Origin of the sequence: Romboutsia maritimum (assembly GCF_002251085.2) — a bacterium.
GTDB lineage: Bacteria > Bacillota > Clostridia > Peptostreptococcales > Peptostreptococcaceae > Romboutsia_B > Romboutsia_B maritimum.
The window spans coordinates 72,991-98,747 of sequence record NZ_NOJZ02000007.1 but is presented as its reverse complement, the minus strand read 5'-3'; the positions used below and the strand labels follow the sequence as shown (position 1 = coordinate 98,747).

At 26.9% G+C, this 25,757-nt stretch carries 27 protein-coding genes; 25 read left to right on the top strand and 2 right to left on the bottom strand.

Annotated elements, in window-relative coordinates; translation table 11 throughout:
• Positions 1-74: 74 nt before the first annotated feature.
• From CHF27_RS06070 to CHF27_RS06055, 4 genes are all read left to right on the top strand, one after another.
• On the top strand, positions 75-1,049 hold the full coding sequence (locus CHF27_RS06070; protein ID WP_095405042.1) for a hypothetical protein: 975 nt from the start codon (positions 75-77) through the stop codon (positions 1,047-1,049).
• Between the two features lie 121 nt (positions 1,050-1,170).
• The gene (locus tag CHF27_RS06065) at positions 1,171-1,395 is read left to right on the top strand and encodes a hypothetical protein (protein WP_243444958.1); all 225 of its coding nucleotides are present in this window, start codon (positions 1,171-1,173) and stop codon (positions 1,393-1,395) included.
• A 403-nt stretch (positions 1,396-1,798) separates the two neighbouring features.
• Positions 1,799-2,146 (top strand): hypothetical protein, encoded by a 348-nt coding sequence (locus CHF27_RS06060; protein WP_095405043.1) that lies wholly within the window; start codon positions 1,799-1,801, stop codon positions 2,144-2,146.
• A gap of 79 nt (positions 2,147-2,225) precedes the next feature.
• A complete protein-coding gene (locus tag CHF27_RS06055; protein WP_095405044.1) occupies positions 2,226-3,164 on the top strand; it encodes a hypothetical protein in 939 nt (312 codons plus the stop codon).
• 184 nt (positions 3,165-3,348) lie between these two features.
• On the opposite strand, the gene CHF27_RS06050 is transcribed toward CHF27_RS06055, so the two are convergent.
• Both CHF27_RS06050 and hydF read right to left on the bottom strand, forming a co-directional pair.
• The gene (locus CHF27_RS06050; protein WP_095405045.1) at positions 3,349-3,888 is read right to left on the bottom strand and encodes an SRPBCC family protein; all 540 of its coding nucleotides are present in this window, start codon (positions 3,886-3,888) and stop codon (positions 3,349-3,351) included.
• 197 nt (positions 3,889-4,085) lie between these two features.
• Complete coding sequence (gene hydF / locus CHF27_RS06045; protein ID WP_095405046.1) at positions 4,086-5,312, bottom strand: [FeFe] hydrogenase H-cluster maturation GTPase HydF; 1,227 nt, start codon at positions 5,310-5,312, stop codon at positions 4,086-4,088.
• 280 nt (positions 5,313-5,592) lie between these two features.
• Here hydF and CHF27_RS14370 point away from each other — a divergent pair, with 280 nt between their 5' ends.
• From CHF27_RS14370 to CHF27_RS05945, 21 genes are all read left to right on the top strand, one after another.
• Positions 5,593-5,754 (top strand): hypothetical protein, encoded by a 162-nt coding sequence (locus CHF27_RS14370; RefSeq protein WP_095405047.1) that lies wholly within the window; start codon positions 5,593-5,595, stop codon positions 5,752-5,754.
• 96 nt (positions 5,755-5,850) lie between these two features.
• Positions 5,851-6,480, top strand: coding sequence for an endonuclease/exonuclease/phosphatase family protein (locus tag CHF27_RS06040; RefSeq protein WP_095405048.1), 630 nt, complete (start codon positions 5,851-5,853; stop codon positions 6,478-6,480).
• A 97-nt stretch (positions 6,481-6,577) separates the two neighbouring features.
• Positions 6,578-7,855: a VanW family protein gene (locus CHF27_RS06035; protein WP_095405049.1), complete on the top strand. Its 1,278-nt coding sequence runs from the start codon at positions 6,578-6,580 to the stop codon at positions 7,853-7,855.
• Positions 7,856-8,161: 306 nt separating this feature from the next.
• Positions 8,162-9,136 carry a serine/threonine-protein kinase gene (locus CHF27_RS06030; protein ID WP_095405050.1) on the top strand — a complete coding sequence of 325 codons (975 nt, stop codon included), beginning with the start codon at positions 8,162-8,164 and terminating at the stop codon, positions 9,134-9,136.
• A 154-nt stretch (positions 9,137-9,290) separates the two neighbouring features.
• Entirely contained in the window at positions 9,291-10,274 is a 984-nt protein-coding gene (locus CHF27_RS06025) for a potassium channel family protein (protein WP_095405051.1), read from the top strand.
• 81 nt (positions 10,275-10,355) lie between these two features.
• Positions 10,356-11,540, top strand: a complete 1,185-nt coding sequence (locus CHF27_RS06020; RefSeq protein ID WP_199533627.1) for a D-alanyl-D-alanine carboxypeptidase family protein — start codon at positions 10,356-10,358, stop codon at positions 11,538-11,540.
• Positions 11,541-11,747: 207 nt separating this feature from the next.
• Positions 11,748-12,461: a 30S ribosomal protein S2 gene (gene rpsB, locus CHF27_RS06015; protein ID WP_095405053.1), complete on the top strand. Its 714-nt coding sequence runs from the start codon at positions 11,748-11,750 to the stop codon at positions 12,459-12,461.
• A 63-nt stretch (positions 12,462-12,524) separates the two neighbouring features.
• On the top strand, positions 12,525-13,436 hold the full coding sequence (tsf, locus tag CHF27_RS06010) for a translation elongation factor Ts (RefSeq protein ID WP_095405054.1): 912 nt from the start codon (positions 12,525-12,527) through the stop codon (positions 13,434-13,436).
• Positions 13,437-13,520: 84 nt separating this feature from the next.
• Positions 13,521-14,225 (top strand): UMP kinase, encoded by a 705-nt coding sequence (gene pyrH / locus CHF27_RS06005; RefSeq protein ID WP_095405055.1) that lies wholly within the window; start codon positions 13,521-13,523, stop codon positions 14,223-14,225.
• A 31-nt stretch (positions 14,226-14,256) separates the two neighbouring features.
• Complete coding sequence (frr, locus tag CHF27_RS06000; protein WP_095405056.1) at positions 14,257-14,811, top strand: ribosome recycling factor; 555 nt, start codon at positions 14,257-14,259, stop codon at positions 14,809-14,811.
• Between the two features lies 1 nt (position 14,812).
• Positions 14,813-15,016: a hypothetical protein gene (locus CHF27_RS05995; protein ID WP_095405057.1), complete on the top strand. Its 204-nt coding sequence runs from the start codon at positions 14,813-14,815 to the stop codon at positions 15,014-15,016.
• Between the two features lie 28 nt (positions 15,017-15,044).
• Positions 15,045-15,779, top strand: coding sequence for an isoprenyl transferase (locus tag CHF27_RS05990; RefSeq protein ID WP_095405058.1), 735 nt, complete (start codon positions 15,045-15,047; stop codon positions 15,777-15,779).
• 12 nt (positions 15,780-15,791) lie between these two features.
• On the top strand, positions 15,792-16,571 hold the full coding sequence (locus CHF27_RS05985; protein WP_095405059.1) for a phosphatidate cytidylyltransferase: 780 nt from the start codon (positions 15,792-15,794) through the stop codon (positions 16,569-16,571).
• A 135-nt stretch (positions 16,572-16,706) separates the two neighbouring features.
• Entirely contained in the window at positions 16,707-17,858 is a 1,152-nt protein-coding gene (locus CHF27_RS05980) for a 1-deoxy-D-xylulose-5-phosphate reductoisomerase (RefSeq protein ID WP_095405060.1), read from the top strand.
• A gap of 12 nt (positions 17,859-17,870) precedes the next feature.
• The gene (gene rseP / locus CHF27_RS05975) at positions 17,871-18,878 is read left to right on the top strand and encodes an RIP metalloprotease RseP (protein ID WP_095405061.1); all 1,008 of its coding nucleotides are present in this window, start codon (positions 17,871-17,873) and stop codon (positions 18,876-18,878) included.
• A 26-nt stretch (positions 18,879-18,904) separates the two neighbouring features.
• Positions 18,905-19,960, top strand: a complete 1,056-nt coding sequence (gene ispG, locus CHF27_RS05970) for a flavodoxin-dependent (E)-4-hydroxy-3-methylbut-2-enyl-diphosphate synthase (protein ID WP_095405062.1) — start codon at positions 18,905-18,907, stop codon at positions 19,958-19,960.
• Between the two features lie 152 nt (positions 19,961-20,112).
• Positions 20,113-20,595 carry an RNA polymerase sigma factor gene (locus tag CHF27_RS05965; RefSeq protein WP_095405063.1) on the top strand — a complete coding sequence of 161 codons (483 nt, stop codon included), beginning with the start codon at positions 20,113-20,115 and terminating at the stop codon, positions 20,593-20,595.
• 15 nt (positions 20,596-20,610) lie between these two features.
• The gene (locus CHF27_RS05960; RefSeq protein WP_095405064.1) at positions 20,611-21,459 is read left to right on the top strand and encodes an anti-sigma-V factor rsiV; all 849 of its coding nucleotides are present in this window, start codon (positions 20,611-20,613) and stop codon (positions 21,457-21,459) included.
• 92 nt (positions 21,460-21,551) lie between these two features.
• Positions 21,552-22,877, top strand: a complete 1,326-nt coding sequence (locus CHF27_RS05955) for an NCS2 family permease (RefSeq protein ID WP_095405065.1) — start codon at positions 21,552-21,554, stop codon at positions 22,875-22,877.
• 186 nt (positions 22,878-23,063) lie between these two features.
• Positions 23,064-24,200, top strand: a complete 1,137-nt coding sequence (locus CHF27_RS05950) for an ABC transporter ATP-binding protein (RefSeq protein ID WP_095405066.1) — start codon at positions 23,064-23,066, stop codon at positions 24,198-24,200.
• Positions 24,193-25,749 (top strand): ABC transporter permease/substrate-binding protein, encoded by a 1,557-nt coding sequence (locus CHF27_RS05945; protein ID WP_199533625.1) that lies wholly within the window; start codon positions 24,193-24,195, stop codon positions 25,747-25,749. Before CHF27_RS05950 ends, CHF27_RS05945 begins: the two co-directional genes overlap by 8 nt.
• Positions 25,750-25,757 lie beyond the last annotated feature (8 nt).

Here is a 25,757-nt window from a genome sequence, read left to right as displayed (position 1 = left end):
TGCTTTTTTTAATATAAAACGTGATAATATATATTATAGGTATTAATTTAAATCTATATTAAGAGGGTGATTTTATGGAAAGAGTAATATCGAATACTTTTATAGAAGATTTAGAAGGTGGTATACTAAGAAATATTTTGAAATACGTAAAGTCAGACACAACTCTAGCAATGGAGATTAGAAAAAATAGCATAAATATATATTATAGAGGAGGCAGTCTAATAAAAGTTAGGGAAAGTAATCCTAATGAATATAAGGCATACTTTGATAAAAACTACATAGCATCAGATGATAGACAAAGTGTAATATTAGAATGTATAGACAACATAACTTCAGTAGAGAAAACAAAAAAACTAGTTGATGTTATTCCTAAGATTAAACAACAAATGGACTTTTGGATGCATATGAAAAAGCCAAATGGTGGAGAACGAGAATATCAACATATAGTAGCTAAAGAAAATAATTATGGTAATATAGGCAAAAAAAGTGACTATTTTATATGTGATATAGAATACTCAGGTGCATTAAATGAAAATAGAAATTTTAACTTTGATATGATAGGAATCAAATGGCCATCAAAAGAAGAAAATAGAAAGTGTACAGATAATTTAGATTTATGTTTAATAGATATGAATTATGGTGATGATTATTTTGATGATCAAACAGCATTTTTAAGAAATATTAACGATATGTATTTGTTTTTGTGTGATGAAAATAAATTAAAAACATTAAAATCAGAAATGATTGATGTATTAAAGATAAAATCAAGATTAGGGCTTATATATCCATATAAAGAAGTTACAGTAGATTTTTCAAATAAAATAGAAATTATATTTATTTTTGGAAATCATAATCCTGAAAATAAAGAGTTATTAAGAGAATTAAATAATTTAAAAAATACAGAAATTTTTAAAAATATTTCGAAACTTGCTGATATAAAAATATCAATAAGTTCTTTTATGGGATATGGACTATATGAAAATTATATGTTATCAATAGATGAAACTATAAATTTACTAGAAAGTAAAAAAATAAGAAATTATAAGTAAAAAGATAGCTTTATGTAACTAATGTTGTCTAAAATCATATTATAGTATTAAGTAAACGGATAAATTTTTAGGTTTACCCATAACACATATCTATAATTTGGTAAAGGAGATGACTTTAGTTATGGAAAATAAATCAATAAAAAATATAAAAAAAGTTACTAAGCCAGTAGAGGATGTAGGAAAAGAAGTTATAAATGGAGTAGGTAATATAGGAAAAGAAGTTATAAGTGGAGTAGGCAACGTAGGAAAAGATGTAGTAAGTGGAGTAGGCAATATAGCTAAAGAAACTTATAAAACAGGTAAGAATGTAGGTAAAGCAGTAAAAGATAATATAAAAAAATCATAGAAATAAAAAAGCACCTATTATAAATAATAGGTGCTTTTGGGCTAGCGTCTGCTTCTGCCGGCCGGCAGAAGTTCTTCCAAAATCTATTATACGTTATAATTGAACTTATGTAAACAATTAAATTTTATATCTATTAAATAAATGATAGATAAGCACTGTATATTAGACTATAATTTATATATAATTATATTTTAATTAAAGACAAGCTTTTAAATTATAATTATTATTATTTATTTTTGATAAAAGATAATAATTAGATAAATAATAATAATGAAATACAATATAGAAAATTCTAAAAATTTAAAAAAGTCATTCAATAATAGGAAAAAAAACTTTTATATAGAATAATATATATAAAGAAAGTTATCAAGCTCTTTAAATTATATAACTAGGGGGAAATATAATGGAAGAGAAAAAAGAATATACCATGGAATATGTTGAAAAATTTTTAAAGGAAAAGTATAAGGCATTTCTAATAGATGAATCAAAAAGCATAGTAAAAATTTATAAAATAGACGATAAAGAAATACTTAAAGCAATAATGAGTGAGTCAGAGAAAAAAGATAATATTAACATAGGTGAAGTGATTATTATTACTTTACAAAGTGAAGGTAATATCAATTTAACTAGTTTTAAAATTCAAGGTCAAAGTAAAAAATTATATAATGAACTTCTTGGCATGATTGGAGATAGTGAGTTAAATTATGAAATGAAAAAATTTAAATTATATGGTCCGTATATGCAAGATTAAAAAAGTTAAAAAATATATATTTATATGGAATGTTACTCAGTCAAATTATGTTCATTAAGATATAAAGGGGAATGAATTTATGGATAAAGTTAAAGAAAAAAGAGTAGCTGAGAATCCAAATATTATTAAATTTATTGGGGTAGGGTATAAAGGGATAGATATATTAAATAAAATAGCTAACAATAAAAAAGAATATATAGGATTAGCTACAATTGATATAAAGGAAAATAAAATAAATGAAAATATAAAAGAAAACATTGTTTTTACAGAAGAGCACTTTAAAGGGGAGTCACTACAAAAAGAAGGATTCTTTAAAATAACAGATGCTATAAATAAACACAAAGACAATTTGTACAAATTAATAAAGAAAGAAAGATTAGTATTAATGATTTGTGATGTTTGTGATTTAGTAGCAGTGCATATATTAATAGAATTAGGTAAAATAGCAAAAATGAATGATACTTTAGTTATACCTATAATTATAAATACTCAAAAAAGTAACAATATTAATTATAAATTTTTTATAAAAAAAATAAATAGATGTATTGGACCATCAGTAATTATATCTAACAATAAAGTATTTGGTAATATAAAATTTACTAATGATACTATAGATGATTATTATATAATAGACTCTATTTTGAATTTATTTATAGAAAATATGATAGCTACTTGCAGTGTATATATAGATTACGAGGACGTAGAATGGTTATTTAATGGAAATGACAATGTTGAAATGAGTATAATTAAAGTTAATGAAAAAAGTTCTGAAGAAGATATGAGGTATAAACTTATTAAAAATAGAATTTGTAAAGGAACATATGAATTACCTAAAAAAATAATTATAAATGCAACTGCGAATAAAAAATATATAAATTATGATAAAGCTTTTAAAATTATACAAAAAGTAGCACAAGTGATAGAAGCAGAATCAGACAAAGACTGTAAAATAACTTTTTCACTAAAATTTACCCAAGAAGAAAATAAAAGTATTGAAATTTTAACAATCAAAGCTTAGTATATTAAGGAAAATAAAAGGAGTTATCTAAAAATATGTGCTATTTGGAATTTTCTATAAATAAGTTGAAAAATATAATTTTGAATGAACTTGAAAACGTTTTCTAAAAAAGTAAAAATTATATTTTAAATTATATTTATAGAAGATGCTTATAAGCATTAGTTTTTAAATAACTCCTTAATTTTTATTTTATTAATTCTGAACCATTTATCATAAGAGAACGAGGTTGTTCTCTATTTAAAATCATATCAAAGTGTATTTTTCCTTCATTAGGTACAATAAAGTAACCTTGAGCATATACATGCCCTCCATTTTTGTGCATTGATTCAGTTCTAACTTCACTATTAGGATCTATTTTAGTGATACTTTTCAATGAAGAAGACACTATTGTATCGTAATTTGAAAATTCAGGACCTGATATAACAGCCTCAGAAGAAGTAAATTTAGCTGGGATTTTATTAATAGCTATATCGTTCTTAGGAAAAAGAAGATTTATAAAAGCTAATAAAATGAAGCCTAGCACAATGGATATTGTAATTATAAAAGTTTTATTATTTTTTATAAAGCTGAATTTATCACTTTTTTTGAATTTAGGATACGCAATTACTTTATGAGAATTATCTAATACATTGTATAGGCGTCCTTTATACTTTGAATTTACACATCCAGACTCCTTACATTTATCTTTAAATGGAATAGTTCTTTTAGCGTTAGAAGTTTTCAATGTATTTCCCCCTTTAAACATGTTCTATGAGATAATGTTACTACTAACTATTGTTATATACAAGGATAACTAAAACTCATAATTCTACAATAATTAACCGATTTTAGCGAAAAATTTAATTTTATATTGTTTGAAAAGTTATTCAGCATATATGATAAAAGTACACTGTCGAATTATTGGGAAGAAATTATATTTTTTTAATATAAAATTTCATCTATTTGTGTTAAAGGTTCTATAGACCTATTTAAAATACCTTTTAAGTAAGCTATTAAAATTCCATAATTTACAATAGGAACATTATATGACTTAGCAGTTTCTATTCTTGATAACATAGCAGTCCTATTCATCATACAAGCACCACAATGTACTACAAGCGCATATTGTGTAATATCTTTAGTGAATGAAATTCCAGACGAAAATTCAAATGTAAGATTTTTACCAGTTCTTTTTTTTATCCAATTAGGAATTTTGAAAGTACCAATATCATCTGACTGTCTATGATGGGTACAACCCTCTGCGATTAATATTTTATCTCCATCTTTTAGATTTTCAATAGCATATGCACCGTTTATTAGTTCTAAAAGGTCACCTTTTTCTCTAGCAAATAATATAGAAAAAGATGTAAGTGGTATATCTAACGGTGTGTCTTTGGCGACTTTTTCAAATACTTGAGAATCGGTAATAACAAGCTTAGGCTTCTTTGAAAGAGCTTGTAACGTATCTTTTAAGTTATCTTCTTGAGTTATGATAGCTTGGGCTTTGTTATCTAGTATATCTCTTATTACTTGTTGCTGAGGAAGAATTAATCGCCCTTTAGGAGCAGATTTATCTATTGGTACAACTAAAACTACAAAATCATTTGGTTGTATCAAATCACCAACTAACTTTAATTCATTACTATATTTAGGAATAACATTTATAATTTCTTGTTTTAAATTTTCAATACCTATTTTATTGGCTGAAGATACACAAACAGTAGGAGAGGATACCAAACATTTTATATTATCTAAAACCTCAAGTTGATTGTTGACTTTATCAATTTTATTTAATACTAAAATATGAGGAATTTTTTTTGATTTAAATTGTTCTATTAATAAAAAATCATCCTTAGATATACCTTTTGATACATCTATTATTAAAAGTGCTATATCCGTTTTATTTAAAACATCTAAGGTTTTATTTATTCTAAGTTCACCTAAGTTTCCTATATCGTCAATTCCAGCAGTATCTATTAAAACACAAGGTCCTATAGGTAATATTTCCATAGGTCTAAAAACGGGGTCAGTAGTAGTACCGGCTACATCTGAAACTATAGCAGCATCTTGGTTTGTAATAGCATTTATTATGCTAGATTTACCAGCATTCCTTTTACCAAAGAGACCTATGTGGACTCTAACTGATTGAGGAGTAGTATTTAAATTCATTTGGTTACCTCCTGATTTCCTTACAGATTAGAGAACTCTCCCTGTCAGGGTATAGCTCGCTATTACTATTATAGTAGTACTAAAAAACTTTTAAGACTACAAAAAATGCAAATTTTAATAAAAAAATGCAAGTTTTAATAAAAATTTTTATTGAAAACGAACGAATGTTTGTGTATAATGAATTTAGAACGAATGTTCGTAAAGAAAATTCAAAAACAGTAATATAAATAACAATATGTAAATATAATAAAGTATAGATAATTAAAGGGAGTGGTAACTAATGATAATACCTTCAAGAAGAATAAAAGATATAACAATAAGTAATTTAAAAAAAGGTGAAGTAACATTAATGGAATTAGATGCTCTTTATAGACAAATGGGATTTGTTTTTATTGCAAGTGAGGGGAAATTTACTAGAATAAAAAAGGAGACTAAACATTAGAAAATGTTTGAATTTAATATAAAACTTTTAAATAAAACCTAACTTGGTAAGAAGTAGAAGACTGAGTTAGGTTTTATTTTGTATGGAGGGATTGTCTTGAAAATAGTAACATATAACATACATCAAGGAATGGATTCTAATAATAAATATACATTAAATAAGTTAGGCAAATATTTAAAAAAATTAGATTGGGACGTTATTTGTTTACAAGAAGTTTTATATCATCAATTTAAAAAAATTAAATCTGATTTAAATATGAATGGAGTATTTGCAGACAATGTAAATAAACCTGGAAAAATTTATGGGATATGTACGTTTACAAAACAAAAAATAGAAAACAGTAATCATATGTATTTAACTAGTAAAAAGGAACAAAGAGGTTTTTTGTGCGTAACAATAAATGAAAAAGATATTAATTTTAATATAATAAATACACATTTGGGACTAGATAAATATGAACGATATAATCAGATAAGTGAAATGTTGGATTATACTAATAGGTTAATCGGAGATATTATTATATGTGGGGATTTTAATGAAAGACATGTATCTCTAAGTAAGTATATTGATATTTCAATAGGTTTAACTGATAAAAATATTGAAACATTTGAAAAATCAAAAGCCAGAATTGACTATATATTTGTTGATAAATATTTAAATCCAAAAGAATACTATGTGGATAAAAGTGATTTATCAGACCATTATCCTGTTATTGGTGAAATTTAATTAAATGTAACAATAAGGTTACATGTTGTCTTTATTTGTTGTTTTAGCCGAAATATTGAAATATAATCAAATTAATCGTAAAAAATGAGGTGGGACAATGAGTGAATCTAAAAAATCAAAAAGAGTAGAAAGAACTAAAAAGGCAAAAAGAAAAAACTTAATTGTAGCTGGTAGTGGAATTGTTTTATTAGGTGGTCTTTTTATCAACTACTTCAATAAAAATTATATATACAATAATCAAATATCAAAAAATATATTTATAGAGGATTTAGATGTTTCGAAAATGACGAAAGATGATGCTATTAAAAATTTAAATAGTAAATACAATCCTAAAAATATAAACTTATCATATGACGAAAAAACATATGAGATTAAACCAAAAGATATAGATTTAAGATATAATACAGAAGAGATAGTAAGTCAAGCTTACAACTATACAAAAACGGATTCATATTTTGAAAACGTAAAAAGAGTGTTAGATCTTAGAGGAAATAAAAAGGAATTTGAAATTAAATCTTTATATGATGAAGCTAAATTGAGTAAATTTATAGAAAACGTTTCAAATGAAATAAATTTACCTGTTAAAAATGCTAAGGTTAATGTATCGGATGGGGACTCAGTTTCTGTTACTCCATCTAGACAAGGTAAAGAGTTTGACGTAGCAGCAAATAAAGAGTCTATTTATAAAATGATTAATAGTAAAACTTTTGGAAAAATTGATTTAAAGGTAAACATCAAACAACCAAATGTAACGACTGCTCAAGCTAAAACGGTTGATACATTATTAGCAGAGTTTACGACTAAATTTACAATGGCTCCAGAGGGAAGAGCTAATAATATAATGTTAGCAGCAAATAAAGGAAGTAATGTATTACTTATGCCGGGAGAAGAGTATTCTTATAATGCACTAACAGGACCAAGAACGAAATCTAATGGATATAAAGATGCACCTGTAATAATAAAAGGTAAATTAGAAGATGCTTCAGGCGGAGGTGTTTGTCAGACGTCTTCAACGATATACAATGTAGCGCTATTTTCAGGAATGCAAATAACAGCAGTAAGTAATCATACTGTAGCTTCAAACTATGTACCTATGGGTCAAGATGCTATGGTAAATGATGGTGGAACTGATTTTAGATTTAAAAATCCATATAATCATCCAGTATATGTAAAAAATATATCAGGAAATGGATTTGTAACATCTAGAATTTACGGTAATTCAGCAGATAAGAAAAATATAAATTTAAAAGTAGACAAATTTAAAGAAAATGGATTAGATGCAACTAAAACTTATAGATTATATAAAGATTCAGCAGGAAATATAATTAACACAGAATATATAGCAAAGAGTGTATATAAAAAATTAATAAAATAAAATTAATAAATAAGAGACTGTATTTATAGATTAATGTTAAGTGATAATATTGAATAAGTTAAAAATCTAAATTAAAAGATAAGTTAAGAAAATAAATTCTTAATTTAAGTTGATTTTTGCTTAAGAAAACAATATTTATTACGTATAAACATTAATGTAGAACAGTCTCTTATTTTGTTTTAAATTAAATTAACATTGAAATATTTAAGAAGATAAAATATATAGATTCATAGATAAATGTTACAAAAAATACTATAATATATAATATATTTCATATAAAATACTAGGGTTGAGGAGGTGAAAAGATTGAAATTTGTAGGTAATAGATATGAACTATTAAATTGTGAAGAAAGTTTAGAACTGAACAAAATTTATAAAGCTAGAGATGCATATGATAATAGAAAAGTTCTAATAAAGGTTATAGAACATACTCCAAATATAAGTAAGGATTTTATGTCAAATTTAATAGATGAATCAACAGCTATAGATGAAATAAATTCACCATATATATCAAAAATTTTAGATGTAGGAATTCATTGCACAGAAGAAGTGGTATTATATTATATAGTAAGTGAATACTCTGATGGTATAGTACTTAGTGATATAATATCGGGGAATTATATTCACTTAGAAGCAATAATAACAATGGCAACACAGATTTTAAAGGCATTAGAACAATCTCATTCTCATGGATTATATCATGGAAGTTTAAAACCAGGTAATATTTTAGTAGATGAATTTTACAATGTAAAGATATTTGATTTTGGAGTAACTAAAGCAAATAAAGGTGTAAATCTAAGGAGTTATGGAGATTTAAGCTATTTATGTCCGCATCAATTGAATATAAATTATACAGATAAAGAAAGTGATTTTTTTACATTAGGAGTAATTTTATTTGAGTCTATATTCAAAAGATTACCTTTTGGGCAAGCTACTACAGATTTAGAAATGTTAAAACTCATAGACAAAGGTGTGAATTGGAATGAAATAAGGGCAATTAATGGAAATGAAGAACTTATAAATCTTATTAAAAAACTTATGAGTAGAACAAAAAAATATTCTAGCACTCAAGAGATACTAATAGACCTAAGTAAAATAATGTATGTAAAAGCAGATATACAAGAACCTGAAGAAAACTCAGGAGATGAGTATGATGAAGAAATAGAATATGATGATAATGAAAAAAGTTGTATAAAAGAAGAAAAACTCATGGGACAAAAAGTTGTATTAGGAAGTGTAGCAGCATTAATAGCACTTTTGATGGTTCTTACATGTATATAATAATGAATTAATTCACATAATAAATAAAAGAGGATATCTCAAAATTATAATAATTTTAAGATATCCTCTTTTATTTATAAATTTAGTATATATTTAAATTTACTATTAAAACTAATATTGAGCATCTAAATTACAAAGTGGAGGAAGACGTTAATTGCATAAAAAAAGAAATAAAACAAAAGAAGAAAATGATATCTTAATAAAGAAAATTAAAAGTGAGAAAATAACTAATTTCAGAGGGTTTATATTTAGCCAAAAATTTAATATAAATGAGGTTATAAATTATAAATATGAAAAGTTAAACTTTTCAGAAGTTATATTTGAAAAAGAAGCGGACTTTTCAGATTATGAGTTTGAAGAAGATGTGATTTTTAATAAAGTTGAATTTAAAGAAAATGCTAAATTTAAAAACGCATCGTTTATAGGGAATTGTGAATTTTATAAAATAAAATTTAATAAAAAATTTATAAATGAAAAAGTATTTGAAAGAGTAAAATTTAAAGGACAAAATTTAATAATAAATAAAGTTGAAAATTTACCAAGATTAGATGGGATACGCTTTAGTGGATGTAGCAAGTTCATATTAAGAAATGTTGAATACAATAAAGGCGAATACTTATATGGAAAAATAAATTATAGAATAGCAAGAAATCAATCAAAAGATATAGGTGATTATGAAAATATAGGATATTACTATTATAAGGAAAGAACTTATGGAGGAAAAATAATAAAAGAATCTGATTATCCTACTTATAATGAATATATATGTGCTAAATTTTTTGATAAATTATCAAAATATACAATTGGATATGGTGAAAAGCCTTGGAATATACTTATAATAACTATACTCATAATAAGTATATTTGCTTTTTTATATATGTTTGCAGGAATACAAACTATAAATAGCGAGTCTATAGGAATTGATATAAGTAATTTAAATAATTATTCTTTAGAATCAATTTTAGATATGTACATTGACTTATGGTATTTTAGCATGGTAACTTTTAGCACAGTTGGATATGGAGATATGATTGTTAGTGGATTATTTGGAAAAATTTTAGTGAGTTTAGAAGTATTTTTTGGTGTGACAATGGGCGCAACTTGGGCATCTGTAGTTATAAAAAGAATGATTAGATAAGTTAGTAAATAATTACTAGATATAAAATTTAATTAAAAGGCAAAATTAATATAGACTTATTAATCCAAGAAGGTGAGATTTTTGAAAAAAGGAACAAAAAGATTACTTATATTTATAATGATTATATCATTTATAAGCCCAAGTACTATATATGCTAAGCCCAAAAATATAGATAAGTATTCAAAATCATCAATACTTATAGATCAAGATACAAATAGAGTACTTTTTGAAAAGAATCCGGATGCTAAATTACCATTGGCAAGTTTAAGTAAAATGATGACATTCTTATTAGCAATAGAAGCTATAGAAAATAAAGAAGTAAAAGCAAATGACATAATTGAAATTGATAAGTCTATAGCTTCAGTAAGAGGATCTAGTTACAAACTTAAAGTAGGAGAGAAAGTACCATTAATAGAACTTATGAAAGGTTTGATGATAGTATCAGGGAATGATGCTGCGGTTGCAATATCAAAACATATAGGAAAAGATCAAAAGAAATTTGTGAAAAGAATGAATAAAAAAGCAAAAGAAATAGGTATGATAAATACAAATTTTGTTAATCCAAATGGGCTTCCTATATACGACTTAAATAATCCAAAAGCTTTACCAAAACAAAATATATCTACAGCAAGAGATATAGCTACATTAGGTAAGTATATGTTTGATAACTATGAAAAACAAGTTGTTTCAATAACGAATATGACGACATATTCTTATCCTGAAAGAGGTTTTGTAAAAAATAATACTAATGCATTGTTAAGGATTATTCCAAACGTAGATGGAATAAAAACTGGATATACAGGGAATGCTGGATATTGTTTGTCTTTTTCTATGAAAATAGATAAAGATGAAAATAATGATAAAGAACATAGAATAATAGGTGTTGTACTAGGAGCTAACCACAAAGATAAAAGACTCGCATCATCAATATCTATTTTAAATTATGGACGAGATAATTTTAAAACTAAAAAAGTTATGGACAAGGATAATTTAATAGGTAAAAAATATATAAAAGGTCTTGAAGAATTAGAAGTAACTTTAGTGCCAGAAAATGAATTATATTTAATTTTAGGTAAAGAAGAAAATTTAAATACACAAGTTACATTTAAAGAGATAAGTTATCCTATAAAAAAAGGTGAAATTTTAGGAGTTATAAAATATTACACAGATACAGGTGAAATTTTAGGTAGTATAAATATAGTCAGTGATAATGATATAAATAATGCTTCATTAAAAACAAGAATAAAAATGATATTAGGAAATTAAATTTCAAAAAAGTGTATAAAATACAAATATATTAGTATAAAATATAAAAGATAGAAAAAATATTGTAATTTATAAAAGCCTATGATATACTACAAAAGGTGAAAAAATAAAATATAATCACACACGGTATTGGGATCCTTAAAAGGTGCCTAAAAATGGTTTTTTAGGGAGATGATCAAGCCGGAGGTATAAAACCAGGAGGTAAATATGTCAGTTATATCAATGAAACAATTATTAGAAGCTGGTGTTCACTTTGGACATCAAACAAGAAGATGGAATCCTAAAATGGCTCAGTATATATTCACTGAGAGAAACGGAATATACATCATAGACTTACAAAAAACAGTTAAAAAAGTTGAAGAAGCTTACAGATTCACTAAAGAAATAGCTGAAACTGGAAAGCCAATCTTATTCGTAGGAACTAAGAAACAAGCTCAAGAAGCTATAAAAGAAGAAGCTGAAAGATGTGGAATGTACTTCGTAAATGAAAGATGGTTAGGTGGAATGTTAACAAACCACAAAACTATACAAACAAGAATTAAAAAATTAAGAGAATTAGAAAAAATGGAAAACGATGGAGTATTCAACGTTCTTCCTAAAAAAGAAGTTATAAAATTAAGAGCTGAAAAAGAAAAATTAGAAAAATACTTAGGTGGTATAAAGGATATGCCTGAATTACCAGGAGCTATGTTCGTAGTAGACCCAAGAAAAGAAAACATAGCTATACAAGAAGCACACAGATTAGGAATTCCAGTAGTAGGAATAGTTGATACAAACTGTGACCCAGAACAACTAGACTTTGCTATACCAGGAAATGATGATGCTATAAGAGCTGTAAAATTAATAACTGGTGCAATGGCTACTGCTATAATAGAAGGAAGACAAGGTGCTGAAGAAGAAGTATCTGAAGACCAAGAATAATTAAACAATTGAATGGTAAGGGTCTATGCCCTTACCATTATTAATATGTAGGAGGTAAACAAAATGGCTAACATAACTGCTCAAATGGTTAAAGAGTTAAGAGAAGGTACTGGCGCTGGAATGATGGACTGTAAAAAAGCTTTAGTAGAAGCTGAAGGGGACATGGAAAGAGCGATTGATATATTAAGAGAAAAAGGTTTATCTAAAGCTGCTAAGAAAGCTGACAGAATAGCTGCAGAAGGTTTAGTTTCTGTAGAAATGAACGCTGATCACACTGTTGCTGCAGTAGTAGAAGTAAACTCAGAAACAGATTTCGTTGCTAAAAATGCAGATTTCAAAATGTTTGTTAAAGATGTTGCTCAAATGGCATTAGTTACTGAAAAACAAGAAATAGCTGAATTATTAGATGAAAATCATAAAGAAGGTAAAGCTTTAAAAGCAGTTTTAAATGATAGAATATCTACTATAGGGGAAAAATTAGACGTTAGAAGATTTGCTAAATTATCAACTGATGGACAAATAGCAGGATACATACATGGAGCTGGTAAAATAGGTGTTCTTGTAGAAATGTTAACTGATGCTAGAAGCGAAGAAGTTTTAGCTATGGGTAAAGATATAGCGATGCAAGTTGCAGCTATGAATCCTAAATACGTTTCTAGAGATGAAGTTGATGCTAATTACATAGCTCACGAAACTGAAATATTAACTCAACAAGCTTTAAACGAAGGAAAACCTGCTAACATAGTAGAAAAGATGATAAAGGGTAGATTAGAAAAACAATTAAAAGAAGTTTGTTTATTAGAACAAACTTTCGTAAAAAACCCAGATGTAACAGTTAAACAATTAGTTGCTGATACTGCTAAAAAAGTAGGGTCTGACATAAAAATAGCTAGAGTTGTAAGATTCGAAGTTGGTGAAGGTATAGAGAAGAAAGAAGAAAACTTTGCAGAAGAAGTTGCTAAGCAACTTAAGTAATAACCAAAAGAGAACACGCAAGTGTTCTCTTTTTTAAAAAAGCGTGGAAAATTTTACACATACAATTTAATAGGAGGATTTCTGATGGATAAGCCAATGTATAAAAGAGTATTATTAAAGCTTAGCGGTGAAGCATTAGCAGGAGATAGAGGTTTTGGAATAAACAATGATGTTGTTAATGAAATTGCAATCGCTATAAAAACAATACAAGAAATAGGTGTTGAGGTAGCTGTAGTAGTAGGTGGAGGAAATTTCTGGAGAGGTAGAACTAGTGAAGGAATGGACAGAACTACTGCTGATTATATAGGAATGTTAGCTACTGTAATGAATGCTATGGCGCTTCAAGATGCTCTTGATAATATGGATGTTGCAACTAGAGTTCAAACAGCTATAGAAATGAGACAAATAGCAGAACCTTATATAAGAAGAAAAGCAGTTAGACATTTAGAAAAAGAAAGAGTTGTTATATTTGGAGCAGGTACAGGAAATCCATATTTCTCAACTGATACAGCAGCAGCACTTCGTGCAGCTGAAATGGAGTCAGAAGTTATATTATTAGCTAAAAATGTAGATGGGGTATATGATAAAGATCCAAAAGTACATGCTGATGCTAAAAAGTTTGATGAATTAAGCTATATAGAAGTTCTTCAAAAAGAATTAAAAGTTATGGATTCAACAGCTACATCTTTATGTATGGATAATAAGATTCCTATAAAGGTATTTGAATTAACTACACAGAATATAATAAGAGCAGTAATGGGCGAAAATATAGGCACAACTGTAAAATAATACTATAGATAAAATGAAGGAGGAGAAAAATATGAAAACTATACAAAAAGAATTACAAAGCAAAATGGAAAAAACAATAGAAGCTCTTAAATATGAGTATACTACAATAAGAACAGGTAGAGCTAATGCTCAAATGTTAGATAAAGTAAGAGTTGATTACTATGGAACTCCAACTCCAATAAATCAAGTAGGTGCAATATCAGTACCAGAACCAAGAACATTAATGATAAATCCTTGGGATAAGAGTGCTATGGCTGAAATAGAAAAAGCTATAAGAAATTCTGATTTAGGGTTAAATCCAACAAATGATGGACAAGTTATAAGAATAGCTGTTCCAGCTTTAACAGAAGAGAGAAGAAAAGAATTAGCTAAAAAAGCTCATAAAGTAGCTGAAGAATTTAAAGTTAGATTAAGAAATGAAAGAAGAGAAGCTAATGATAAATTAAAGAAATTAGAAAAAGAAGGCGAAATAACTGAAGATGAGTTAAAGAAAGCTCAAGATGAAGTTCAAAAAACAACTGATAAATTCATAAAAAACATAGATGAAGTAGCAGTAGCTAAAGAACAAGACATAATGGCGGTATAATTTGGAAAAATATTATAAACTTTTAGGCCTTCACATAAATGATGTAAAAGAGTTTTTTGACAAGAAAAATATTAGCTATACTATTAAAACTATTGAAGGTGGAAAAGATAAGGACAAGCTTACAGTTCCTAAAGCTATAAAAATATCTGATTTAGATGATAGTGTAGAAATAATAATCACTTATTTTTCTGACTCCTTAAATTAAGGGGTCAGAAATAAATTGGAGGCAGAATATGAAAAATAATTTTACATATGATATAGATTTAAATAATGTACCTACTCATATTGCAATTATAATGGACGGAAATGGAAGATGGGCTAAAAAAAGATTTCTTCCAAGAACAGCAGGACATAAAGCAGGGGTAGAGACGATAAGAGAGATAGTAAAAGAATGTTCAAGGCTTAATATAAAACATTTAACACTATATGCATTTTCAACTGAAAATTGGAAAAGACCGAAACTAGAAGTTGATACACTTATGAATTTATTATCTACTTATTTAAGAAATGAAATAGCAGAGTTACATAAAAATAATGTTAGACTAACTGCTATAGGTGACACTACAGAGTTACCAAGTGTTTGTAAAAGAGAACTTAAGTCAGCGATGGAGTTAACTAAAGATAATGATGGGGTTAATTTAAATCTAGCATTGAATTATGGAAGTAGATATGACATAAAAAATGCTGTTTTAGGTATAGTAAAAGATTTTAAAAGTGGTAAAATAGATATAGATAGTATAGATGAAGATGTTATAAAAAACTATTTAAGCACAAAGTCTATTCCAGATCCAGATTTGGTTATAAGAACTAGTGGAGAACAAAGATTAAGTAATTTTTTACTTTGGGAAGTTGCTTATTCAGAGTTTTATTTCACAGATATACATTGGCCAGATTTTAATAAAGATGAACTACAAAAAGCAATATGTGTTTATCAAAAAAGAGATAGAAGATTTGGAGGAGTTAAGTAAGGAGATTATTTTATGCTTACAAGAATTATTGCTTCGTTAGCCCTAGTACCATTATTTGTATTTATAGTGTATGGAGGTTTACCTCTATATCTAGCAGAAACAGTTTTAATTGCTATTGCTTTAAATGAGTTTTATAAAGCATTCAAAGAAAAAGATATAAATCCATTATTTAATATAGGATATATGTTTGCAGCATATATTGGAATAAAGAATATTTTTAGTTTGCCAGTAGAATATACATGTATGATAATATTCATGTTATTCTTTATAAGTATTACATATATTTTAAGATGTAGAAATAACATTATAGATATAGCAATTACTTTTTTTGGAGTTTTTTATGTAGCTATATTTTTTGATTTTATAATATTAACTGCAAATAATTTTGAATTAGGAAAGATTTATGTATGGCTTATATTTGTTATATCTTTTATGACAGATACATTTGCTTATTTTAGTGGTTACTTATTTGGAAAACATAAACTTATTCCTAAAATAAGTCCAAAGAAAACTGTTGAAGGTAGTATAGGTGGAATAATTGGAAGTACATGTGGCTGTATTTTATTTGGATATATATTTAATTTAGACTTAATATATATGGCTTTAATTGGAAGTTTAGGGAGTGTAATTGCACAATTTGGAGACCTATTTGCCTCTTCTATAAAGAGATATGTAGGTATAAAAGATTATGGAAAATTAATACCAGGTCATGGTGGTATTTTAGATAGATTTGATAGTGTTATACTAGTAGCACCATTTGTTTATAATGCGATTATTTTTTTTATTAAGTAGCTTCAGTTTAACTGAAGCTTTAATTATTTGTACTTATAATAATTAATGTGAATTTTTTATGAAGAGCATGAATAATACTTTTAATAATGATATAATAATTAATGACAAAATTTATTATTAGAAAGGAATAGAGATATGAAAAAAATATCAATTTTAGGCTCTACAGGCTCTATAGGAACTCAAACCGTAGATGTTGTAAGAGCAAATAGAGATAAATTTGAAGTAGTTGCAATATCGGCTAATAGTAGTGTAGATTTGTTGCTAGAGCAAATAAAAGAATTTAGACCTAAATATGTAGCTGTATATAATGAAAATAGCGCAAAAAAATTAAAAGAAAACATTCCAACAGATATAAAAATAGAAGTACTGTCAGGAATGGAAGGGTTAAAGACAATATCATCATTAGATGAAATTGATATACTCTTAACTGCTGTAGTAGGAATGATAGGGTTAGTTCCTACACTTTGTGCTATACAAAAAGGTATAACAATAGCCCTAGCTAACAAAGAAACATTAGTAACGGCAGGACAGCTTGTTATGAAAGAAGCTAAAAAATATAATGTAGATATACTACCAGTTGATAGTGAACATAGTGCTATATTCCAAGCTTTAAATGGAGAGAGTCATAAAACTATAGAAAAAATAATATTAACAGCTTCAGGGGGACCATTTAGAGGGAAAGTTAAAAAAGATCTTTTGAAAATAACTAAAAATGAAGCATTAAAGCATCCAAATTGGAGTATGGGTAGAAAAATAAGTATAGATTCATCTACCCTTATGAATAAAGGACTTGAGGTAATAGAAGCTAAGTGGTTATTTGATGTAGATTATAAAGATGTAGATGTAGTAGTACATCCACAAAGTATAATACATTCAATGGTACAATTTAATGATAGCTCTATAATAGCACAATTAGGTTGTCCAGACATGAGATTACCAATACAATATGCACTAACATATCCAGATAGAATATTAAATGATTTTGAAAGACTAGATTTTTCTAAGATGAGTACATTTACATTTGAAAAACCTGATTTAGAAACATTCCCATGCTTAAAATTAGCATACGATTGTTTAAATCAAGGTGGAACATATTGTGCAGCTTTAAATTCAGCTAATGAAATATTAGTAAATGAATTTTTAGAGGATAAAATTGGCTTTTATGACATACCATATTACATAGAAAAAACTTTAGAAGCTCATAATAGTATAAGTGAGCCTACATTAGAAGACATATTAGAAATAGATAGATGGAGTAGAGAATTTGTAAAAAAATCAATTAAATAGGAAGGTGAATTTATGACAATAATAGCAGCTATATTATTATTTGGGATAATAGTTTTTATTCATGAATTAGGGCATTTCCTTCTAGCAAAGAAAAGTGGAATAAAAGTTCATGAATTTGCAATAGGTATGGGACCTAAGTTATTCAGTATAAAAAAAGACACAGAATATTCAATTAGACTATTACCATTAGGTGGATTTATTAGTATGGAAGGCGAAGATGAAAGTTCTAATGATCCTAGATCTTTTGGCAATAAAAGCATATTACAAAGAGCTAGTGTAATATTTGCAGGACCATTTTTTAACATAATACTTGCCATAATTTTATTAATACCGGTATTTCTATATATGGGAAGTCCAACAACTACATTAAATAAAGTTTTAGATAATGGTCCGGCTCAAAGAGCAGGAATAGTGGCAGGAGATACTATTACTAAAATAAATAATCAAGAAGTAAAAACATGGCAAACTGTTATAAATACATTAAATAAATCTAAGGGTAAAGAAGTAAATATTATTCTTACTAAAGATGGTAAAGAGAAATCAGTTAATCTTAAACCTGAGATTAAAGATGGAAGATATAGCATAGGTATAGAAACTAAAATGAAAAAGGACTTTTTTGCTTCTATAACTAGTGCATTTAAAACTACAGCAAATATAACAGTTCAAATGTTTAAATTCTTAGGACAGTTAGTAACAGGAACATTACCTGGAGGAATAGGAAATTCAGTTGCAGGACCAATTGGAGTTGTTGGTTTAGTTTCAGATGCAGCTAAAACTGGCATAATAAATCTGATATCTTTAGGTTCATTAATAAGTTTAAATTTAGGAATATTTAACTTGCTACCAATACCAGCGCTTGATGGAGGTAGATTATTTTTATTAGCAGTAGAAGCTATAAGAGGCGGAAAGAAAATAGATCCTAATAAAGAAGCTATGGTTAATTTGGTAGGATTTGGGGCATTAATGTTATTTATGGTGTTTATAACATACAAAGATATTTTAAGATTAGTTAATAAATAATAATCTGAATAATAGAAGGTGAGATTATGAGTTACAAAAGAAGACTAAGTAGAGAAGTTAGTGTAGGAAATGTAAAAATAGGAGGAAATAATCCTATAAGCATACAATCCATGACAAATACTGACACAAGAGATGCAGATAAAACAATAGAGCAAATAAAGAGACTTGAAGAAGTAGGCTGTGAAATAGTTAGAGTTGCAGTTCCAGATATGGAAGCTGCTAAAAATATAGGAAAAATAAAATCACAAGTTAACATACCTGTAATTGCAGATATACATTTTGATCATAGATTAGCACTAAAAGCAATAGAACAAGGTGTAGATGGAGTTAGAATAAATCCAGGTAACATTGGAAGTATAGAAAAAGTGAAAATGGTAGTTGAAAAATGTAAAGAAAGAAACTTAAAAATAAGAATAGGTGTTAATGGAGGTTCTTTAGAAAAAGAACTTCTAGAAAAGTATGGTTCACCTACGGCAGAAGCTTTAGTTGAAAGTGCACTTGGGCATGTGAAAATACTTGAAGACTTAGATTTTCACAATATAGTTATTTCTCTTAAGTCATCAGATATTTATAAAACTTTAGATGCTTATGAACTTATTTCTAAAAAAGTAGATTATCCATTACATATAGGAATAACAGAGTCAGGAAGTATAAAAAAAGGAACTATAAAGTCATCTATAGGAGTGGGAGCATTACTTCTTAGAGGAATAGGAGATACTATAAGAATATCTCTTACAGGAGATCCTACAGAGGAAGTTATAGTAGGTAAAGAGATACTAAGAAGTCTAGGATTATTAAATGACAAAATTAAAGTAGTATCTTGTCCAACATGCGGAAGATGTAATATAGATTTAATAAGCGTAGTAAATGAAGTAGAACAAAAAATTAATCATCTTGAAAAAGATATAACAATAGCAATAATGGGATGTGCAGTAAACGGACCAGGAGAAGCCAGAGAAGCAGATATAGGAATAGCGGGCGGAAAAGGTGAAGGTCTTTTATTTAAAAAAGGTGAAATAATAAGAAAAATAAAAGGCGATAAATTAGTAGAAGAATTGTTAGAAGAAATAAATAAATATTAATAAAAGGCTGTCTTAAGATTGATTTTTAAGGCAGCTTTTTATATGGTTAAAAAATTTATAAAAATGTAAAACTTTTTAAAATATAAAATACGTCTATATATATGTAATTACGAAAAACTAAAATTTTAGTCTAAATGAAAGGAGATGTAGAAGTGTTTAAGGGCCTTAAAAGAAAAAAAGTAGAAGCATATATTATAGAAAATAAAAACTCATTTTATAGAATTGCTTACAGCTATACTAAAAATGAAGACGACGCGTTAGACGTTGTACAAGAATCTATATATAAGGCACTTTACTCTGTAGAGGGTTTAAAAGAAATTAGTAGTGTAAAATCATGGTTTTATAAAATATTAGTTCGAACTAGTATAGACTACATAAGAAAAAATAAAAAATATATTAACATGGTTGATATTTCTCAAATAAATGATAATGGAAAAAATGATAAATATAAGGATTTAGATTTACAAGAAGCTTTAGACCATCTAGATATAGAGTATAAGACAATTGTAATACTACGATATTTTGAAGATTTAAAAATAGATGAGATTGCATCAATATTAGATGAAAACATAAATACAGTTAAAACTAGGCTATATAGTGCTTTAAAGAAATTAAGAGTAGAAATAGAAAATTAATATGGAGGTAATAATATGAAAAAAAGAAATTTAGAAGAATTAAAAAAAGAATATAGGGATATTCAAATACCTGATAAATTAAATTCGGTTGTTAATGATGCTTTTGATGATAGCAAAAGAAATGAAAAACATGCACATAAATTTAATACTAGATGGATGAGTGTAGCAGCTTCAATTTGTGTAGTGATAATAATGGTTAATGTTAGTCCAGCTTTTGCGAATACATTAGAGGAAATACCTGTAATAGGTAATTTAGTAAAACTTGTTAACATAAAGCAATATTCTATAAAAGAAGGCAATTTTGAAGCTAAGCTAGAAGTTCCTAAAATAGAAGGTTTACAAGATAAAAATTTAGAAAACAGATTAAATGATGAATTTATGTCTAAAGGAAAAGAAATGTATGAAAACTTATTAAAAGAAGTACCTGAGGTTAAAAACTCAAATAAGTATGTTGGAGTTGACTATAATATAAAAAGTGACACAGATAAATTTTTATCTATAGAAGTTACTAAAGAGGAAACACAAGCTTCATCATATACAACTAAAAAGCATTATACAATAGATAAAGATAAGCAAATAGTATTAACATTACCTGCATTATTTAAAAGTGATAAATATATAAATGCAATAAGTGAAAATATAAAAGAACAAATGAAAATTCAAATTAAAAATGATTCTAATGTAAGTTATTTTATAAATCAAGAAGATGGAATAGATAATTTCAATACAATAGCAAAAGACCAAGATTTTTATATAAACAAAGACGGAAATTTAGTAATCAGTTTTGATGAATATGAAGTAGCACCAGGATATATGGGAGCTGTGGAATTTGTTATACCAACAGAGGTAGTAAATGGATTATAGGATAAAAATCAAAAGATACAAATTTTAATACAAAATATGGACTTTAGTACAAAATAATGATAATATAAAAAAGCATAATTTTATGTGGGCGGGTGAGGGAAACAGAAATAGAGGAAAGAGGAATGAACGAAAAAACTATAACACTAAAAAATTATGATTTTAAAACAGAAGTCTTAGGAGGTATGACTACATTTATTGCCAGTGTATACATCATAATGACTAATGCATTAATATTATCTGATGCAGGAATAAGTCCTGATGCAGCTATGATAGCAACTATATTTACTTGTGCTGTGTCAACAATGCTTATGGGATTAACATCTGATACACCATTTATAGTAGTGCCAGGTATGGGGATAAATTCATTATTCACATATACAATAGTAAACTCTATGGGATTATCATGGCAAGAAGCTTTAGGAGCAGTATTTATAAGTGGTATAATATTTACTTTAATTGCAAGTACTAAAATAACACCTATACTTATGAAATCAATACCAAATAATTTGAAACATTCTATAACTGTAGGAGTAGGATTACTTATATTGTTTATAGGACTTCAAAAAAGTGGTCTTGTTGTATCAAGTAAGAATACGATGGTTGGTTTAGGAGATTTATCAAATAAAGAAACTCTTTTAAGTTTAATAACCTTAGTTATTATTTTGATACTAAATATAAAAAAGATAAACGGAAATCTACTTATCAGTATAATAATTGGAACAGTATTATCTTTATTCATGGGTATAACTAGTTTAAATAATTTAGATTTTGCAGCATTTAATATTGGAGCGTTTAAAGAAATTTTCTTAGGAATGTCATTTAAGAATATATTATCAGTTCCATTTTTCGTAGCTGTATTATCTATAACTGTTGTAATAGTATTTGAAAATATGGGAATATTATATGGTCAAATAGATGCTATTAATAGAGAAGAAGATTTCCAAAAATCATTTAGAATAGCAGGAATATCTAACATGATAGCTGGAGCTTTTGGAACTAGTCCAACAATAGTTGCAGCTGAAAACTTCTCAGGAATAAGCGTTGGTGCAAGAGGTAGGGTTGCAGCATTTACATCAGCTATATTATTTTTATTATCATTATTTTTAATCCCAGTATTAAAATTAATACCAAATGGGGTTATAAGTGCAGTACTAATTTTTATAGGGATACTTATGATAGAAACTTTCTTTGATTTAGAAAAAGGTGACATTATAGATACAATATCTATGGTTATAATCATAACTTTAATACCATTTACTTATAACATAGTGAACGGTATATCTTTAGGATTTATAGTGTACACTTTATTAAAGATAGCTACTAATAAATACAAAGAAGTATCACCTGCAATGTATGTATTAACAATATTATTCATTTTGAATTTTATATTAAATATAAAAATGGGAATATCTCATTAAACAAAAAAGCACCTTTAAATATGATTATATTTAAAGGTGTTTTTTTGTTTAATTTTAGGGAAAAAACATTAAAAGAACGCACTTTTAATATATGTTTATTTGCAAATTAGGGAATATATGTGATATACTGCGTATTAATAACTTGTTATTTATATGCAAGTTATTTGTTAGGAGGAGGTAATAGTTATGATAGAAATAAAAAATGTATCAAAAAAAATGGGTAATAAAGTAATATTAGATGATATAACTTTGTCGATTAAAGAGGGAACCTTAGTAGTACTAATTGGAGCTAGTGGATGTGGTAAAACAACTACATTAAAACTTATAAACAAATTAATAAAGCCTACGTCAGGTGAAATATATATTGATAATAAGCCAATCTCAAAAGAAAACACAATAGAACTAAGGCGAAAAATAGGATACGTAATTCAAAATACAGGTCTTTTTCCACATCTAACTATAAAAGAAAATATTGAATTAATTCCAAAAATAAAAAAAGAAAAATCTATAGAAGAAATAGAAAAAAGAACGATAGAACTTTTAGAAATGGTAGGTCTAGATCAAATAGATTTCTTAAATAAATATCCATCACAACTTAGTGGAGGACAGCAGCAGAGAGTTGGAGTTGCAAGAGCAATGGCTACTGATGCAGACATAATTTTAATGGACGAGCCATTTAGTGCATTAGATCCAATAACTAGAAATTCACTTCAAGATGAATTATTTTCACTTCAAGAAGAACTTAAAAAGACGATAATATTTGTTACACATGATATGGATGAAGCTTTAAAGCTTGGAGATAAAATCTGTATCATGAAAGACGGAAAGATAGCTCAATATGACACACCTGAAAATATACTTAGAAATCCTGTAAATGAATTTGTTGTTGATTTTATAGGAAGCGATAGGGTATGGAATAATCCAGAATACATAAAAGCAAAAGACATTATGATAAAAGATCCTATTTCAGTTAAATCATCAAGAACGATTAGACAGGGAATTGAAATTATGAGGACTAATAAAGTAGACAGTTTGTTAATTGTAGACAAACAAAAAAGTTTAAAAGGTATTGCTACACTTAAGGACATAAAATCAACTAGTGATAAATCTGAAATATTAGAAGCTATAATGTCTAAAGAAATTTTATTTGTAAATGAACATGATAATTTAGTAGACATATTAGAGGTTATGAATTCTCATTCAGTAGGATATATACCAGTAATATCAAATGATAATAAATTAGTGGGCTTAATAACTAGAAGTAGTTTAATTAGTATACTAAGCGAACAGTTTTTAGATATGGAGGTGAGTGTGCTTGGGTAATTTTATTACTTTTATTTTAAATCAAAAAAGTCAAATAATAAATCTTTTAATACAACATATTGGATTAACTTTTTCAGCAATATTAATAGCAATATTAATTGGAGTACCTCTTGGAATAATTATCTCTAAGGTATATCATTTAAAGAAAATAATATTAGGATTTGTAAATCTAGTTCAAGCAGTACCATCAATGGCATTACTAGGATTGCTTATACCAATACTTGGTATAGGGAGCAAGCCAGCTATATTTATGGTAGTAATTTATTCTTTATTACCGATAGTGAAAAATACTTATACAGGAATTACAAGCATTGATCCAGTGGTATTGGAGTCAGCAAAAGGAATTGGACTTACTAAAAATCAAACTTTATTTAAAATACAATTACCTTTGGCTCTTCCAATTATAATGGCAGGAGTTAGAATATCAGCAGTTACAGCTGTTGGTTTAATGACACTAGCTGCATTTATAGGAGCTGGAGGATTAGGGTATTTAGTATTCTCAGGAGTTCAAACTGTAAATAATAATATGATTTTAGCTGGAGCAATTCCATCTTGTATACTTGCTTTATTTATAGACTACGTATTTAGTAAGGTTGAATTGTTAGTTACACCAAAAGGATTAGAAGCTAAATCTAATAAAAAAAATACATTTGGGATTAAAATTGTTTCAGTTATAATAGTAATCACGGTAACAGTTACTACTTTTATGTCAGTTTTTTCAAATGAAAAAGAGACTATAACTATAGGATCTAAGAATTTTACAGAGCAACTTATATTAGGAAACATGTATGCAGATTTAGTTGAAGAAAATACTGATTATAATGTTGAGAGAAAATTAAATTTAGGTGGCTCATCAGTGGCATTTGAGGCACTTAAGTCTAATGAATTAGATATGTATGTTGATTATACAGGAACACTTTTAATGAATGTAATGGGAGAAGACATAATTAAAGATTCAGATAAAGCATATAAACATATACAAGATACAATGACAAAAAAATATGATTTAAAATTATTAGATCCTATAGGGTTTAATAATACCTATACTTTAGCTATGATGCCTGAAGTAGCAGAAAGATATGGAATTAATACTATATCTGATTTAAGCAAATATAGTGATAAATTAATTATTTCTCCAACTTTAGAGTTTGAAAATAGAGAAGATGGTCTTAAAGGAGTTTCTCGTTATTATGATTTATCTTTTAAAAATTCTAAAGGGATGGATGGTAGTATTAGATATTCAGCTTTAAACAAAAATGAATCACAAGTCGTAGATGCATTTCTTACAGATGGTCTTATAAAAAAGTTTAAACTTAAAATATTAGAGGATGATAAACAGTTCTTTCCTGCGTATTATGCAGTGCCATTAGTAAGTAAAGATACAATAGAAAAACATCCAGAATTAGAAGATATATTAAATATGTTATCTAATAAAATTGATGAAAAAACTATGTTGGAACTTAATTATGAAGTTGATGAACTTGGAAAATCTCCAGAGAGTGTAGCTCACAATTTTTTAATTAAAGAAAATTTATTAAAAAATAAATGATTTTTAAA